Source organism: Chryseobacterium sp. II3a, from assembly GCF_057815135.1.
The window spans coordinates 15,584-30,592 of record NZ_JBYPZJ010000016.1 but is presented as its reverse complement, the minus strand read 5'-3'; the positions used below and the strand labels follow the sequence as shown (position 1 = coordinate 30,592).

Genomic DNA, 15,009 nt, shown 5'->3' with positions numbered 1-15,009 from the left:
TATTATTACTGATTGATGATGCAAAATTACATCAAAAGCAGTTGCTTATATATACCTGTTACCCATAGGTAACTAGTTACCTGTAAGTAACCAAGTTTCAATATTTTTGAATAATTACCTAATTTTGTGATCTAATGATTCAATATGAAAAAGGAAAGATTGGAATTGGGACCAGAGTGCAAAAACCATATCCGTGGCGTAAAGGATACTGTATATTTATTGGAAGGAAAATGGAAAACCATTATCATCAGCCATCTGTATTTTGGGGGTAAAATGCGTTTCATGGATCTGAAAAGACAACTTGAAGGTATTGCTGCTAAAACCCTTTCAAAGGAACTGAAGGATTTGGAAATGAATAATCTGGTGAGCCGAACCCAAAATAATACTATGCCTGTAACAGTAGATTATGAACTTACAGACTTTGGAAAAAGCCTGCATGATATTATTGATACTATGGCCAAATGGGGAATAGAATACAGAGAACAGCTGCTTAAAAGTTAAGCATAACTTACATTGTCAAAAATATAGAACCCTTAATATTTATAGGTAATGAGAGTTTGTTCTTTAGTTCGCTGTATTATAAAAAAGAAGACCAGGATACTATGCATATTCTGGAACTTAATGGGCGGATGTTTCCTCCTATTTATAAAAGCAAAGAAAGATGTTCTCAAAGACACTGTGCTTATATTGAATGTGATATTTTGAGAGTATTGGATTATCAAAAAACAGATTGAACAATTCACAGCTCATAAGTCATTTTAAAATAGGCAGAAAAAAGGCTGAAGCAGTTTGTAAAGTAAAGTTAAAGAAACGACAGTTCTTAGAGTTGCAGTTTTATATATTCTCAGTTAATGAGATAGTGCTTTATTGATTGTTTTTTTCAACGTAGATGGACTTACTTGAGTCAGAAGTAATGATTCACAACCATTAAAAGAAGCAAAACGTCTTACTGCTTTGGAAAAAGAAGGTAACCAAAGCTCAGGAGAAATGGCTGTATTTTCAATATGTAGATGAATGAGTTCTAATTTTTTTTCCTTTCTATGAGCTTTACAATCCACTCTTCCGATAAATGTGCTTCCAAACAAGATAGGCAGACAGAAATAACCATACTGCCTTTTTTCCTTAGGAACATAACATTCAAGACGGAAATCAAAATCAAAAATAAGTTTGATTCGGTCACGATGAATAACAGAATTGTCAAAGGGAGATAGTAACCTGATCTCTGGATTATCAATATCATTAGATTTTTCAAACAAACCACTTTGAATAAAGACAGAAGGAAGCCCTTCAATAGAGATTTTTTGTATTTCACCCTTTTCAAGCAATGACTGTAAAACCAAATTCACATTTTTTTTCAACACATCACCTTTCCGGAGATGGGTGATCTGTTTTAAAGTGGTAAAACCATACGCATTGAGCGTTGTTTTTACCAGATATTCAGCAAACTCAAATGGAGTGGGAGCTGTTGTATTAATAGATGAAGGTAATACCTTTTCTGTAAGATCATAGGTTTTCTGCATACCACTGCGCCCGCTTATCATTAGGTCTCCCTGCATAAAGAGTCTTTCAAGAGCTAATTTTGTAGGTTTCCAGTTCCACCAGCTTCCGGTTTTATGCTTTTTACTCTCAAAATCTCTTGCCATTTTGGGGCCTTCTGCGCGAATCGTATCTACTACATATTCCATGATCTTTTTATCTGCTTTATAATAATGAGAATCACTTTGCTTTACATGAAGCATTTGAGGCAATGCATAGCGAAAATCTTGCATAGGAAGGTAAGAGGCAGCATGAAACCAGTATTCAAATATTCTACGTTCCTCCACCAGTTCTTCCAGATCATTTGTCTGAAAATCAGGAATCCTTGTCCACAAAGTGTGATGATGGGCTCTCTCTATTACAGATAATGTATCAATCTGTATATATCCTAGACGCTCCATAGCAGTAAGCACAGCCTCTTTTCCGGTTCCAAAAGGAGTAGATTGTGTTAGTCCCTGGCGCTCTAATGTAATAAGCTGTAAGGTTTGTAATAAAGACATTGCTTTCATTTTCATGGAATTACAAAAGTATTTGATTCATATTTAGGAGGAATAAATGTAAATTTATACTACTTGAAATTATAGCAAATTTAAAAACTTATTACTATGAAAAAAATAATGTATCTGCTGAGTATATTATTGTGTCATTTCCTATTAAGCCAGAAAGTAAAAGAAAATCTGAAAGGATTGGATAAAGAAATCAATAAAATTTTAAATGATTACAAAGGAGTAGGTTTATCAGTAGCAATTGTAAAGAATGATGAAATAATATATACCAAAGGATATGGGTATAGGGATTATGAAAATAAACTTCCGGTGACTCCTCATACCATTTTTGGTATTGGAAGTAATACCAAGGCATTTACGTCAGCTTTAATAGGAATGCTGGAAGATGAAAAGAAACTATCTCTTCAGGATAAACCTTCCAAATATATCCCCGGTCTTACATTTCCAACAGATAGGATGAATAGTTTAATTACCATTGAAGATTTGCTGGAACATCGAAGTGGATTGGGGAGTATAGATGGTACTTATGTTTTTTTTCCTGCTGCCAAAAGAATTGATCTAATGCAGAGGCTTCCTTTTTTAAAAGAAAATGGAGAACCTAGGAATAGCTGGAAATACAGCAATTTTGGCTATCTGATGTTAGGAACCATTGCAGAACAGCTTAATAATAAAAACTGGGATGATCTGATCATGGAGAAGATATTGAATCCTTTAAAAATGAATAGCAGTAATACATCAGTGGATGAGGTTATAAAACAGAAAGACTTTTCTTATCCCTATGGACTTTACCATAACAGTATTGAAAAGGTATTATTTCAAAAACCTGATAATGATAAACCTGGAGCAGCTATTAACAGCTCTGCAGCAGATATGGGGAATTGGATCAGACTTTGGCTAAATAATGGTAGTTTTGAAAATAAAGCAATCATTTCAAAAAAGTATGTGAATAATGCAATAAGTACCAAGACAGTGATTGATGGAACACCTCCTGTGAATCCGGATCAGAAAAACTTTTTATTTGGACATGGCTATGGTTGGTTTACCCAGATTTTCAAAGGCCATTATAAAGTATGGCATGCTGGGGCAGTATCAGGTTTTAACTCCAGTGTTTTTCTATTTCCGGCAGAAAAATTTGGAATCGTTGTATTAGCGAATCAGCATAACTCGGACCTTTCCAGTACAATTGCCAATATGATTTCTATAAGGATGTTGGGATTGGACGATCATAAACCATATCTTTATGAAAAAGAATTATATGATATCATAAAGCCTGATAAGGTATTGAGTACAGCTATTAATGAAAAGAAAAAGCCAACTCATGAGCTGGATTCGTATTGTGGTGAATATTCCAATAAAGGATATGGAAATTTTATTATTTCAAGAATAGGAAATAGTTTGTATATAACTTTTCCTACATTCAAATTTATATTGGTTCATAAGCAGTATGATCTTTTCTCTTCAAAACTTACAGAAGATGTTCCTCAGCAAATGAATCCTGATTTTGACTTCAATTTCAATCTTGATGACAAAGGTAATGTGAGTGGAGTGATGATGGATATACAGGGTGGAACACTATTTAAAAAAGTGAAATGATTTAATTAAAAGTTGTCTATCATACGGTAATTATTCTAATAAAGTTGCTTTTTGAGCAGATGATTGGTATTTTTAGGAAATTAAAATTATAAATCTAATCAATCTACCATGAATACAATGACACTGAGCTTTAATGAAAAAACAATGTTGGACAGTTTACTCTACGAAGCCTCAAAATCAGATGAAGTGAAACAGTCAAAAAAGGTAAGTGGCTACATTTTTGCCGGAATGATTGCCGTAATCGGGCTGTTGATGATGCTTTTCGAACCCATATTAGGCGTAGCAATGCTTATTGTAGGCGGCCTTTTTTATCTGATTTATCCAAAATTTGCAAGCCGTTACTATAAACGTTATTATACAACCATTGCTTTGGGAAAGCAATATAAAAGTAGTGTAGCCAATACTTTTGATGTAGAATTCAATAAAGAGTATATTCTGATTAAAAATGCTCAGCTTGAGGCTAAACATGCAATAACTCATTTTGAATGGATTTCAGAGACCGGTGAAAATTTTTTTATTAAGATGAATGCAGGAAGCTATCTGATATTTCCCAAGAAACAGGTTCACGATCTTATGGAGCTAAAAAACTATTTCCATGAAATCTGTAGCAGCCAGAAAATTCCCTATCATGAAGAATTGAATTGGGAATGGAAATAGTAAAAAATAATATTTTAATGATTAAGACTCATTCTGGTTACTTTGAAAGCATAAATAGTAAAACTAAAGCTTTGCTCTCATTTCAGATCCATATTTTTCCTGTTTTAAAATATTACAATACTTTTCCCGATTCTGAATGACGTTTTCTTTCTGAAATTTTATTTTAAAGAATATATGGAATAAAACGCTCTATGAACAAGCTTCATGGAGCGTTTATTTTTAAACTCCACTTTAAAGATTCTTAATTTTTTTAAAAATTAGCATACTTAAGTATAATTGTTTGTTTTTCAATGTTTTGTGTTTTGTTATTTGATAGCGAACGTATCTGTGACGTATCTTATGATGAACTTGTAGTGTATCTGTAGCGTATAGGTTTTCTTGGGTTGTGGACAGAATAACTCTAATCTTGCATTGAAATTTTAATCGATCAATAGGTGTTTAGAAAAAGCAGTCTCGAGTTATGAAAAAGTATTCAATATACTCTATATAGCAGAAAACTTCTTTGGCTAAAACCATTGTAATACTCAATTTAAATACAATAAACACAGAATGAAAAAGTATCTACTACCATTATTTGTAATGGCTTACTCACTCAACTATTCACAGGTTGGCATCAATACACCTAATCCTCAGGGAATCTTTAATATTGATGGAAAAAAAGACAATAGTACAATAGGAAGTCCTACAGTAGGGCAGCAAGCCAATGATTTTGCTGTAATGGCTGATGGAAGTGTAGGAGTAGGAACTACATCTCCTGATCTGTCAGCAATATTAGAGCTTAATGTGAGCCAATTGGTATCAGGAAAACAGAAAGGTTTTCTGGGGCCAAGAGTAGCTTTAACGGCCTACAACGATTCCTCTACAATTCCGAATCCTGCTACCGGATTATTGGTTTATAATCTGGGAACACAATCTACATTTAGCTATGCCGGATATGTATATTGGGATGGTACTCAATGGAGACCTTTGGATGGACGTTCATTGCAGCAGGGTACTATAGGAGCTTTGCGATGTACTGATGCTAATCTTGACCCGCTAACCTATACAGCTGGTACTGCTTTTCAAGGAACAATGACTATTCCTTACACTGGTGGAAACGGCGGAATATATGCTGCACAGACCTTAGGACCGGTAAACGGACTTACCGCAACCATTACCCAAGGGAATTTTGCACAAGGATCAGGTACTTTAATCTATACCATTTCCGGAACCCCCACGGTATCTAGTCCTAATACAACGGTGTTTCCTATCTCCATCGGGGGACAGACATGTAATGCTGAAGTAGGCGGAGGCAAAAAGCTAAGCCCGGGAGAATACCAGTTTTTCACCTATGAAGTTTCGGCAACCACAACAGGCTTGCTAAGCACGATGATTTCGAATCCACCTATTTTAGGCGGAAAAGTCAGGCTTGATCTTAGTTTCTTATCAAGTTCTAATACAGGATCGGGTGGGGTGACCTATAATCCTAGATTAGTGAATGTTTCCTCTAGTAATGTTAAAATGTGGTATTCGGCATTGTCCAGTGTAGACCGTTTCCGTAGAGCCAATATTTTAGTCGCTCCTGGAGGGTATGTGGAAACGGATAACGGGATCTATCTTAACTGGGGTGATAATATGAACAGCAGTTCTACCCCTATAACTTCTACAAGCAGTACTGATGATTCTCAGGAAATAGAAACCATAGACCTGGCTATTGATGGAATTTGGTATCGATTAACCATTTTTGTGTATGTAGATAATTTAAATGATACTATTGCAGCCAATAATATCAGACGCATTCATATTACAGCACAGAGAATGTCTTCCTAATGTTTAGTTCCGGCGGGGCTCCGCCCCGCCGGAACTTTTAAATATCCTGTCTGATAAGAATAAGAACTATCAAAATATTTTTTACAGACCTAGTTGACCTATTAAAAAAAACACAAACCGATAATAAATACTGTTTCCTTTCTGGGTACTGGTATTTAAAAGAAAAAATAAATATGAATTATAAAAACATTCATATAGGAAACCTGATTAAAATTGCTGTTTCCGAGAGCAATATAGAATTATCCCGTATCTGTAATTTTTTTCACTGTACTGAAAAAGAGGTAGGTGAAATGTATACCCGCATCAGTCTGGATACTGAAATTCTACTTAAATGGAGTAAACTCTTGGAATATGATTTTTTTAGAATCTATACTCAACATTTGATTCTTTATGCTCCTACTTCTCCTAAAATTAAGAATACTCTATCCGAAGGTAAAAAAACGGGATTGCCCCAGTTTCGCAAAAATATTTATACCAGAGAAGTCATAGATTTTATTCTTGAACAAATAAAAAATGGTGAAATGACGAGGGAAGAAATTATTATACGATATAAAATTCCTAAAACAACTCTCCATAAATGGATAGGTAAATACAGCCGGTAAGTTATTGTGAAATTTTGTTGACATTGGCTGATATGGCAGTAAAAAGGTATTTTATATAGACATTGATACTGTTCCTAAAACAGTAATCCATTAATATATTGCAACAGAATATGGAAAAATATATACAACCTGATTTTAAACAGATTTACAAAGATATCATTACAATTAAATATCCTGATAAATATGATCTGTGCGAATATTTATTGTTGAAAGATGAACTTTTAGCCTTAGATATTCTGAAACTTAACACTATTATTTTTGGAGCTTCTGAAAAGAAAAACAGTCAATATCATTCTTATAAAAGAACAGATGTTCTTAGAATTCTGGATTATCAGAAAAAAAATAAACTGAATAATACTCAGCTGGCCCATCATTTTAAACTAAGCAGGAATACCATCGCAAAATGGAAAAAGATCTTTTGGGTGTAAATGACTTTGTAACAATCAAGCAGTTTTTAATATAACAGGAGAATTTTATAAATATACTTTTAATTAAAATTGACCATTTGAATAAAATATAAAAGCATTTTAATTATTTTTGTATTGAATTTCATGTTTTTTGCTCAATTCTATAAATTATGTTTCGAAAAATCTGGGATTATATAGCGAACAGACATATTGCTCCCAATACAGGTCCGCTTGAGCGTATTGAAGCTCAGAGAATGAATTTATTTGCATTTTCCATCGGAGCTGTTCTGTTGTTTAACGGCTGCAGAGATCTGATATTCGGATTGAAGATCAACTTTTTTGTTTTATCGGCGCTGGGAATATTTTATCTCTTCCTTTTCTTTTTTACAAAATTGCGGTACAATCATTTTGTGACTTTGTTTAGCCTTGAACTTTTGCTGTTGCTGGTTTTCTTCTTTTCTTCCACTACAGGTTTTGGAAATGGTCTTTCATTATATTATTTTGTCATTATGCTGGCCTCGCTGTTTATTTTTAATTCCAAAAAGACAGTATGGTATAATCTGATTGTGTATCTCTCTGTACTTATTCTTTTCAGTATCAGCCATTATTATGATTTCAGAATATTTGCCGTTGAAGGGGCAGATAATGTACTGTTTTCAGAAAACCAAAGACTGATTACCTTTTTACAGGTGTTTTTAGGAGTGAGTATCCTGGGATACTTCATACTTTCAAAACAGTTTAAAATAGTGAAACTATACCAACAGGCACTGAGAAGTGAAAAGATTATTGCTGACATGAGGGCAAAACTGAATAATAAGGACCAGATAGATCTTGAGGGCATTGTAAAGCTGGCTATGAATGATGATATTGCCTTCATTCCTAAAGTTAAACAAATGTTTCCTGATTTATATGATAACCTCATGAAACTTAATACTGATATGAGCGCAGACGAATTTAAGCTTTGTGCTTTGATTAAACTAGGTTTCACAACAAAAGATATTGCGGAGTATAATCACCTTGCAGTACGTACTATTCAAACCAGGAAAAGCAGACTCAGAAAATCATTTGGAATCTCTGCTGATGTTGATCTTTACAAATGGATTGACACAGTATAGTGTTGAATAATGATTTATAAAACTGTATCCGTATTATGATGATATTCTTTGCTAAACGAAGTGGTTTAGCGCCCGAAAATAATATTCACCAACCTTTCTCTTCAGGCCTCCTCCTTTATATTCTCATTAGAAAATGACTACTGCTCAAAGATCAAAACCACAGTGCCTATAATAATCAATAAAGCTCCAATTGCTGTTTTTAAAGTAAGAGATTCCCCAAGAAATATAACGGAAAGAACAATCGTTAAAGCAACACTTAATTTATCAACAGGAGCCACCTGGGTCACTTTACCAATCTGCAGAGCTTTAAAATAAAATATCCATGAAAGCCCCGTTGCCAGCCCGGAAACTACAAGATAAATAAGATTATGACGGGAAAGGGCAGGGATGCCTTTGTATTCACTCCGTGCTAAAACAATTCCCCATGCTACCATTAGGATAATCACACTTCTGATAGCGGTAGCAAGGTTCGAATTTACTCCTGTAATCCCTATTTTGGCAAAAATAGCAGTCAGTGAAGCAAAAAATGCTGAAAGAATTGCATATACCCACCACATACGGCCTAGTTTTAAATGATTGATTAAAATAATAACGCTCTATAATACTGAAATCTAAGCTACAAAATAATGTTGAGTTTTTCCTTGATCTAATGGCTTAATATGATTTCTATCTAATTTGTTAATCTTCCTCTTCATACTCATCATCCATATCTTCATAGGAAGTATACGACCAGTCAATATCAGGAATATCCAGTATTTTTTTAAATCTTTCTTCCATAGAGGTACCCACAAAAACAGCAGTACATTGATCCGCTTCATCAAACGAAAGACTAATGACTTCTAAATAATCGTCAGTATAAATTTTTTGTCTCTCCCAGGAAATTTCAAGAATTTCAGACCAATTTTGCTGTATAATTTTTACGGTTTCTGTATCTACAGATAAAAAAGAATTGGCATTATAGAGAAGTCCGCCAAAGGTTCCGTTATATATAGACATAGATAGAAAAAAATCTTCAAGTGTTTTTGTTTCCTGCTGCCAGTCGGATTCATAAACCGTATCATAATTTCCCCACACAGAAGGATTTTCAAGAGGAAGATCGGCTTCTTTGATTCCCCATTGTACAACCCCTTGATTCTCTTCATAGAATACAAGATATCTGTCTTTAGTAAAATAAATAGCCTCAGGACTTAGAAGCCTGTTGTACGAATTATTGACTACTTCATTTTTGCCGATAGCAAGATAATACTCACGAAGAACATCCGGAAATTTGAGATTCAGGGATTGTTCAGCTGCTGTAATTTCTGTTTCTGAAAAACCAGCAGATTCATCCTGAGATAATTGGTATAAACGTTCTATTTTTTCGAGATAATTCATGTTCATGATACATGTTTTTATTGAATAGAAGCAAATTTGCAGCTTTTTATTGACTTCATGCTGCTTTCCTCTGTTTTTATATTAGAACTGTTATCATATTCCAGGCCTTACCAGCACGCTTCATCAAATCGATTGAAAATCGATTACTCTCTTAGCTCCCTCAAAATTCATCATAATTAAAAATCAACTTTGCGTTTATGAAAAAACATTCCGTTTCAAGGAAATGATATCAATTTTGTTTATGAATGCTATACTGTAATTTTGATTTTTAAATAAAAAGTGAATAAAATTCTTTGTTTTTGTCCAGAATTAATTAATTTTATCCCAACCAAGTAAACAATCTGTTTTGAGAACAACTCTTAAACCTGTTATCGCTTAATATTAGCCTCCAAAAACCGCAGGCTAATAATTCTTTCGTTCGGGTAACTCTACCTGAACAGGTTTTCATTTAACCCTATTATTTTTATTGCATTGCCAATGAGGCAACTGTATCTGCTATTTCTATTTTGAAAATTTTATTGTTCAGAAGGGAATAGTTGAGTGTACTTCTATTCAGTATATTTTGTACAGGCTCTTGTAATGCGTGGATAATAGGGGAAAAATTACTAAAGAATATTATTAAGCACAAATTATAATGAGTATAGAGTATACTTGGGCAGTAAAAGCCCAGAACAGCCCCCTTTTGAAAAAGAAATGCAATCATTGTGACAGCGATAGGTTTTACTGTAGTGATAAATTCAGACTGAATGCCCAAAAAAAGAATATCGATATCTGGTTAATTTACCGATGCGTAAAATGCCACAACCGATACAATATGACCCTGTTTTCCAGGATAAGAACCGAATCTATCAGCAAGGAAATTTTTAACAGGTTTTCAGAAAATGATACCGATCTTGCCTGGGAATATGCCTTTTCCCATGAAACAAGAAGAAAAAATAATGCAGAAGCAGATTTAGACAGTGTGGAATATGAAATTCAGTTTGATGAGATTCCGCTGGAGCAGATGATGGCTTCAGATAGTGAAATGCTGAGTTTTAGAATCAGTTGTCCTTTTGAATTTAATCTTAGATTATCAACGGTAATCAGAGCCTGCTTAAATCTTTCATCAAACAAAATGAATCAATTGATTGACGCTGATGCTGTTTTCGTTAATGGAAGACCATTACAGAAAAAACATAAAGTTCAGAACGGAGCTGTGATCAGGATTCATAGAGATAAACTGATGAATATCCTGTACAATGAAGAAAAACAGGTTGAAGTTATTCTGAAGGAATAAATCCGAATAAAAGATGGACCACTTCCTTTGAAATGGTCCATTTATTTTATAAGTTATATGAATAGATTTATCCAGAAAACTCATCCAGCATATCCGCTGAAGGAACAAAAAATAAAGTTCCTGTCTGGGCCGTACTGAAATCCAAAATTCGGTCGTAATTCCCTGTAGGATCCCCAATGAACATATTCGTCAGCATTTTTTCTACAGTACTGAAGGTGCTGGCATAACAGATAAAATAAGTTCCCATTTCATTTGTGGAAACGTTCCCGAAAGGCATATTGTCTCTCACTACTTTGAAATCATCTCCTACATTGGCCAGAGCAATATGTGAGTTTTTAGGTTTTACCTCATCATCCATTTCAATATCCTGTTCTTTGGATCTTCCAATCACTTTCTCCTGATCTTCAACAGAAAGAGATTTCCATGCATTCATATTATGGATATATTTCTGAACAAAAAGATAACTTCCGCCTTCATATTCAGGATCTGTATCTCCAATAATGGCAAAATAATCACGGTCTTTCCCATGTGGATTTTCCGTACCATCCACAAAGCCTAAAATGGATCTGCTGTCCCAATAACGGAATCCCTGTACTTCTACAATACAGTCTGCAATTTCAGTCATGAAATCAGAAATCGTAGAAGCCATATCATACGCTAAACTTTTTTCATCAGAACGGATATGAAAATGAAGATCTCCTCTTGTACTTACCGCAGTATATTTACTGCCTTTTATCTCTTCAAATTTTTTAAATTCTTTAGGCATCGGACTGGGTAACTCAAGTTGTAGCCATGCTTCGTAGCCGATTCCCATCACACAGCTTGCTTTAGAATTCGGAAAACGGTCCAAAGCCGAATTATTCAGATTCGTAACCAAAGCACAGATTCTCTGGAATACAGATTTAATTTTTGCAGGATCTGCATCCTTTTTAAAATTCCAGACCAGAAAGTAGGTATTGTTGTTAGGATAATCAGTGACATTCTGAGAATTCATGTTTTTTTGTGTTTCGTTTGCGGGCATTTTTTACTGTTTCTAATGAATCAAATTTAATAAATGATAATCGTACCACACCACTTTATTTCTGAGATAAACAATTTATGACATTTTTTTCACAAATTACTGCAGAGACTTTTAGATTTTCTATCCGTAATCAAGCTCTAAAATGAGTATTATTGTAATAAAATAAACCGTCAATAAAATAATATGGGCCATTGGGAGATTTTTCTGCTGTTTTTGATTATTGCATTTGTATACTCGTCCGTAGGATTTGGCGGTGGTTCCAGTTATCTGGCTGTATTGGCCATGTATAGCCTGCCTTATCAGGAAATCCGTTTAACAGCATTAATCTGTAACGTTATTGTTGTAGTGGGAGGAGTATACATCTATGTTAAAAATAAACAGATCAATTGGAGAAAAGTGCTGCCCATAACGCTGGTAAGTGTTCCCATGGCTTATTTGGGAGCCATACTGAAAATAAGCCAGGAAACCTTTTTCCTGATCTTAGGAGCCACTCTTATCATAGCAGCCATCTTATTATGGATTAAAACAGACACTATAAACGAAGAAAAGATGCAGCAGGAATCAAAATCTGCAATCTTTGGAAACAGTCTTTTGGGAGGTGGAATTGGTTTTTTATCCGGGCTGGTAGGTATTGGAGGCGGAATTTTTCTTTCCCCTTTATTGAATCTGATGAAATGGGATACGCCAAGAAAAATAGCTGCTACTTCCAGTGTATTTATATTGGTGAATTCTGTGTCGGGCATTTTCGGACAATTATCGAAACTGTCTGTGGAGATGGATTATTTCAGAATTTTAAGCTTATGTCTGGCAGTTTTGATAGGCGGGCAGATAGGTTCCAGAATGTCCCTGAAATGGAATCCTCTGGTGATAAAAAGAATGACAGCAGTTCTGGTATTAGTGGCCGGAATAAATGTCCTGATGAAATATTTATAAAAACTTGTTGAAAAATAAAATGAAACTTAAAATATTAGCTTTTGGAATAACGAAAGATATTTTCGGAGCATCAGAAAAAGAATTGGAAGTTCAGGATGATTTGAACATTAGGCAATTAAAAGAAAAATTGGAAGAAGACTTCCCATCACTCATAAAGTTGAAATCCTATTTCATTGCAGTAAATGAAGAATACGCTGAGGACGATCAGATCATTGTAAATACAGACGAAATAGCAATTATTCCCCCAGTAAGTGGTGGATAATCTTTATGAATATTCAAAAAAATATTCGTGCATTCGTGGCAAAAAAACTTTGTGGAATTAAAGTCAAAAATGAAAAGAAATGATTGACATCAGAATAACAGAAGATGCATTAGATATAACAGAATGCCTTACTCTGGCTCAGGACTTGAGCAGTGGAGGCGTTGCAACATTTATAGGAACCGTCCGCAATATTACTAAAAATAAACCTGTCATCCGTTTGGAATATGAAGGTTATCAACCTATGGCGGTAAAAGAAATCAAGAAAATTATACATCAGGCTATAGAATTGTTTTCCGTGCGTAATATTGTGGTACATCATCGTATTGGAATTTTATTTCCCGGTGAGGTTGCGGTAATTATTGTGGTGAGTGATGGGCATCGGGATGCTGTTTTCGATGCGTGCCGTTATATTATTGATACCATAAAGAAAACCGTTCCTATATGGAAAAAAGAGATTTTTGAAGATGGTGAAGAATGGGTTTCAGCACACCCATAATTAAAGAACGAAAATTAGTATATTTACTATAACAGATTATTCAGATATGAAAACCAATACATTAGAAAATAAATCTGTACAGAAGATAGATATTATCAAAGTAAAAGAAAATAAGAGTTTTCCCTATTCTGATGATCTTTCTGTAGAAGAACCGCTGGAAATCCGGATTTCTTATGGTCCAAAAGACCAAAGGATTACTAAGAATATTTCTGTGACCATGAGAACTCCCGGTAATGATGCCGAACTGGCAGCCGGTTTTTTATTCACCGAAGGAATAATTTCCGGAGACCATCAGATTCAGAATATAGATCATCCACAGGCAGAATGTTCCAGAAACCGGGAAAATATCATTGAAGTGGAATTGACTGAAGATTTTACTCCCCACCTTCAAAATGCTGACAGGAATTTTTATACTACATCCAGCTGTGGAGTATGTGGAAAAGGGTCCATCGAATCTATAAAAACCGTAAGTACTTTTCAGGATATCAAACATGAAGAACGTATCTTATTATTTGATGTTTTGTATCAGTTATCTGATAATCTGAAGTCTTTTCAGAATAATTTCAGTGCTACTGGAGGAATTCATGCCTCAGGAATTTTCGATTTTAATGGACAGTTGTTGGCTTTACGGGAAGATGTAGGAAGACACAATGCACTAGATAAACTGATTGGCCATGCATTATTCACAGGACAGCTTCCTCTGAAAGATAAGATTTTAGTACTTAGTGGCAGGGCTAGCTTTGAACTTATTCAGAAGGCGGCGATGGCTGGAATTACCATAGTGGCAGCAATTGGAGCCCCATCCAGCCTTGCAGTAGATATAGCAAAAGAGTTTGATATGACGCTGTTAGGATTTCTTAGAGACAACAGATTTAATATTTATAACGAAAGCAGCTTTCACAAAATCGTTGAAAAGTAAATTTTAAAGGCCACGAATGCACGAATAAGATTAAATACATCTACAAACCTATGTATCTATGTGGTTTAAAAAAAATATTTTTACCACATAGGTGTATAGATAAAGCGAATTAATAATTAAAAAGAAACTAATGAAAATAAGAATAAAAGACAATTCCATCAGATTTCGTTTAACCCAATCCGAAGTTTCAGAATTAGGAAAAAACGGAATAGTTTCCAGTTTTACAGAATTTGTAGACCGTCCCTTTATCTATGCCATAGAAAAGACAACTGATACTACACTGTCTGCGGTATTCATTGAAAATAGAATGGTAATGAAAATGCCGGAAGCCATGGTAGAAGAGTGGATCTCTACAGATATTGTTGGATTTGACGGTCAGGTAGGGCTGGTAAAGCTTTTGGTGGAAAAAGACTTTGTATGTATAGACAATACGATGGAAGATCAAAGCGACAACTACCCGAATCCCAATCTTAAATGTTAATCACTTTACAAAATAAAAGGTT

General features: G+C 34.5%; 17 protein-coding genes. 13 read left to right on the top strand and 4 right to left on the bottom strand.

Translation table 11 applies throughout. From position 1 onward, the window contains the following. Positions 1–144: 144 nt before the first annotated feature. Positions 145–501 carry a winged helix-turn-helix transcriptional regulator gene (locus AC3HD6_RS23180; protein WP_068942960.1) on the top strand — a complete coding sequence of 119 codons (357 nt, stop codon included), beginning with the start codon at positions 145–147 and terminating at the stop codon, positions 499–501. 347 nt (positions 502–848) lie between these two features. Here AC3HD6_RS23180 and AC3HD6_RS23175 read toward each other — a convergent pair whose 3' ends face one another. After that, positions 849–2,036 (bottom strand): winged helix-turn-helix domain-containing protein, encoded by a 1,188-nt coding sequence (locus tag AC3HD6_RS23175; RefSeq protein ID WP_488898473.1) that lies wholly within the window; start codon positions 2,034–2,036, stop codon positions 849–851. A 105-nt stretch (positions 2,037–2,141) separates the two neighbouring features. Between AC3HD6_RS23175 and AC3HD6_RS23170 the strand changes: the two genes are divergently transcribed. From AC3HD6_RS23170 to AC3HD6_RS23145, 6 genes are all read left to right on the top strand, one after another. Continuing rightward, the gene (locus AC3HD6_RS23170; RefSeq protein ID WP_488898472.1) at positions 2,142–3,635 is read left to right on the top strand and encodes a serine hydrolase; all 1,494 of its coding nucleotides are present in this window, start codon (positions 2,142–2,144) and stop codon (positions 3,633–3,635) included. Between the two features lie 108 nt (positions 3,636–3,743). After that, on the top strand, positions 3,744–4,292 hold the full coding sequence (locus tag AC3HD6_RS23165; RefSeq protein ID WP_488898471.1) for a hypothetical protein: 549 nt from the start codon (positions 3,744–3,746) through the stop codon (positions 4,290–4,292). Positions 4,293–4,841: 549 nt separating this feature from the next. Next, complete coding sequence (locus AC3HD6_RS23160; protein ID WP_488898470.1) at positions 4,842–6,101, top strand: hypothetical protein; 1,260 nt, start codon at positions 4,842–4,844, stop codon at positions 6,099–6,101. A 173-nt stretch (positions 6,102–6,274) separates the two neighbouring features. Continuing rightward, positions 6,275–6,703: a transposase gene (locus AC3HD6_RS23155; protein WP_488898469.1), complete on the top strand. Its 429-nt coding sequence runs from the start codon at positions 6,275–6,277 to the stop codon at positions 6,701–6,703. A 110-nt stretch (positions 6,704–6,813) separates the two neighbouring features. After that, positions 6,814–7,131 carry a helix-turn-helix domain-containing protein gene (locus AC3HD6_RS23150; RefSeq protein WP_488898468.1) on the top strand — a complete coding sequence of 106 codons (318 nt, stop codon included), beginning with the start codon at positions 6,814–6,816 and terminating at the stop codon, positions 7,129–7,131. A 149-nt stretch (positions 7,132–7,280) separates the two neighbouring features. Next, positions 7,281–8,225 carry a helix-turn-helix transcriptional regulator gene (locus AC3HD6_RS23145; protein ID WP_488898467.1) on the top strand — a complete coding sequence of 315 codons (945 nt, stop codon included), beginning with the start codon at positions 7,281–7,283 and terminating at the stop codon, positions 8,223–8,225. 137 nt (positions 8,226–8,362) lie between these two features. Here AC3HD6_RS23145 and AC3HD6_RS23140 read toward each other — a convergent pair whose 3' ends face one another. Together AC3HD6_RS23140 and AC3HD6_RS23135 are read right to left on the bottom strand one after the other, a co-directional pair. After that, positions 8,363–8,782: an EamA family transporter gene (locus AC3HD6_RS23140; RefSeq protein ID WP_488898466.1), complete on the bottom strand. Its 420-nt coding sequence runs from the start codon at positions 8,780–8,782 to the stop codon at positions 8,363–8,365. A gap of 121 nt (positions 8,783–8,903) precedes the next feature. Then, a complete protein-coding gene (locus AC3HD6_RS23135) occupies positions 8,904–9,605 on the bottom strand; it encodes an SMI1/KNR4 family protein (RefSeq protein WP_488898465.1) in 702 nt (233 codons plus the stop codon). 628 nt (positions 9,606–10,233) lie between these two features. Here AC3HD6_RS23135 and AC3HD6_RS23130 point away from each other — a divergent pair. Then, on the top strand, positions 10,234–10,875 hold the full coding sequence (locus AC3HD6_RS23130; protein ID WP_488898464.1) for a DUF1062 domain-containing protein: 642 nt from the start codon (positions 10,234–10,236) through the stop codon (positions 10,873–10,875). Positions 10,876–10,942: 67 nt separating this feature from the next. On the opposite strand, the gene AC3HD6_RS23125 is transcribed toward AC3HD6_RS23130, so the two are convergent. After that, positions 10,943–11,869: a Dyp-type peroxidase gene (locus AC3HD6_RS23125; RefSeq protein ID WP_488898463.1), complete on the bottom strand. Its 927-nt coding sequence runs from the start codon at positions 11,867–11,869 to the stop codon at positions 10,943–10,945. Positions 11,870–12,079: 210 nt separating this feature from the next. Between AC3HD6_RS23125 and AC3HD6_RS23120 the strand changes: the two genes are divergently transcribed. The 5 genes from AC3HD6_RS23120 to AC3HD6_RS23100 all read left to right on the top strand — a co-directional run bounded on the left by AC3HD6_RS23120 (position 12,080) and on the right by AC3HD6_RS23100 (position 14,987). Next, on the top strand, positions 12,080–12,829 hold the full coding sequence (locus AC3HD6_RS23120) for a sulfite exporter TauE/SafE family protein (protein WP_488898462.1): 750 nt from the start codon (positions 12,080–12,082) through the stop codon (positions 12,827–12,829). Positions 12,830–12,848: 19 nt separating this feature from the next. After that, on the top strand, positions 12,849–13,091 hold the full coding sequence (locus AC3HD6_RS23115; RefSeq protein WP_488898461.1) for a MoaD/ThiS family protein: 243 nt from the start codon (positions 12,849–12,851) through the stop codon (positions 13,089–13,091). Between the two features lie 79 nt (positions 13,092–13,170). Then, the gene (locus tag AC3HD6_RS23110) at positions 13,171–13,587 is read left to right on the top strand and encodes a molybdenum cofactor biosynthesis protein MoaE (RefSeq protein WP_488898460.1); all 417 of its coding nucleotides are present in this window, start codon (positions 13,171–13,173) and stop codon (positions 13,585–13,587) included. Positions 13,588–13,633: 46 nt separating this feature from the next. Then, positions 13,634–14,506 (top strand): formate dehydrogenase accessory sulfurtransferase FdhD, encoded by an 873-nt coding sequence (fdhD, locus tag AC3HD6_RS23105; protein ID WP_488898459.1) that lies wholly within the window; start codon positions 13,634–13,636, stop codon positions 14,504–14,506. Between the two features lie 130 nt (positions 14,507–14,636). After that, positions 14,637–14,987: a DUF7009 family protein gene (locus AC3HD6_RS23100; protein ID WP_488898458.1), complete on the top strand. Its 351-nt coding sequence runs from the start codon at positions 14,637–14,639 to the stop codon at positions 14,985–14,987. The last annotated feature ends 22 nt before the right edge of the window (positions 14,988–15,009 follow it).

Excerpts from the sequence above, each read along its gene's own strand:
- AC3HD6_RS23180 (WP_068942960.1), top strand. The coding sequence starts at position 145 with ATGAAAAAGGAAAGATTGGAATTGGGACCAGAGTGCAAAAACCATATC.
- AC3HD6_RS23175 (WP_488898473.1), bottom strand. The coding sequence starts at position 2,036 with ATGTCTTTATTACAAACCTTACAGCTTATTACATTAGAGCGCCAGGGA.
- AC3HD6_RS23170 (WP_488898472.1), top strand. The coding sequence starts at position 2,142 with ATGAAAAAAATAATGTATCTGCTGAGTATATTATTGTGTCATTTCCTA.
- AC3HD6_RS23165 (WP_488898471.1), top strand. The coding sequence starts at position 3,744 with ATGAATACAATGACACTGAGCTTTAATGAAAAAACAATGTTGGACAGT.
- AC3HD6_RS23160 (WP_488898470.1), top strand. The coding sequence starts at position 4,842 with ATGAAAAAGTATCTACTACCATTATTTGTAATGGCTTACTCACTCAAC.
- AC3HD6_RS23155 (WP_488898469.1), top strand. The coding sequence starts at position 6,275 with ATGAATTATAAAAACATTCATATAGGAAACCTGATTAAAATTGCTGTT.
- AC3HD6_RS23150 (WP_488898468.1), top strand. The coding sequence starts at position 6,814 with ATGGAAAAATATATACAACCTGATTTTAAACAGATTTACAAAGATATC.
- AC3HD6_RS23145 (WP_488898467.1), top strand. The coding sequence starts at position 7,281 with ATGTTTCGAAAAATCTGGGATTATATAGCGAACAGACATATTGCTCCC.
- AC3HD6_RS23140 (WP_488898466.1), bottom strand. The coding sequence starts at position 8,782 with ATGTGGTGGGTATATGCAATTCTTTCAGCATTTTTTGCTTCACTGACT.
- AC3HD6_RS23135 (WP_488898465.1), bottom strand. The coding sequence starts at position 9,605 with ATGAACATGAATTATCTCGAAAAAATAGAACGTTTATACCAATTATCT.
- AC3HD6_RS23130 (WP_488898464.1), top strand. The coding sequence starts at position 10,234 with ATGAGTATAGAGTATACTTGGGCAGTAAAAGCCCAGAACAGCCCCCTT.
- AC3HD6_RS23125 (WP_488898463.1), bottom strand. The coding sequence starts at position 11,869 with ATGAATTCTCAGAATGTCACTGATTATCCTAACAACAATACCTACTTT.
- AC3HD6_RS23120 (WP_488898462.1), top strand. The coding sequence starts at position 12,080 with ATGGGCCATTGGGAGATTTTTCTGCTGTTTTTGATTATTGCATTTGTA.
- AC3HD6_RS23115 (WP_488898461.1), top strand. The coding sequence starts at position 12,849 with ATGAAACTTAAAATATTAGCTTTTGGAATAACGAAAGATATTTTCGGA.
- AC3HD6_RS23110 (WP_488898460.1), top strand. The coding sequence starts at position 13,171 with ATGATTGACATCAGAATAACAGAAGATGCATTAGATATAACAGAATGC.
- fdhD (WP_488898459.1), top strand. The coding sequence starts at position 13,634 with ATGAAAACCAATACATTAGAAAATAAATCTGTACAGAAGATAGATATT.
- AC3HD6_RS23100 (WP_488898458.1), top strand. The coding sequence starts at position 14,637 with ATGAAAATAAGAATAAAAGACAATTCCATCAGATTTCGTTTAACCCAA.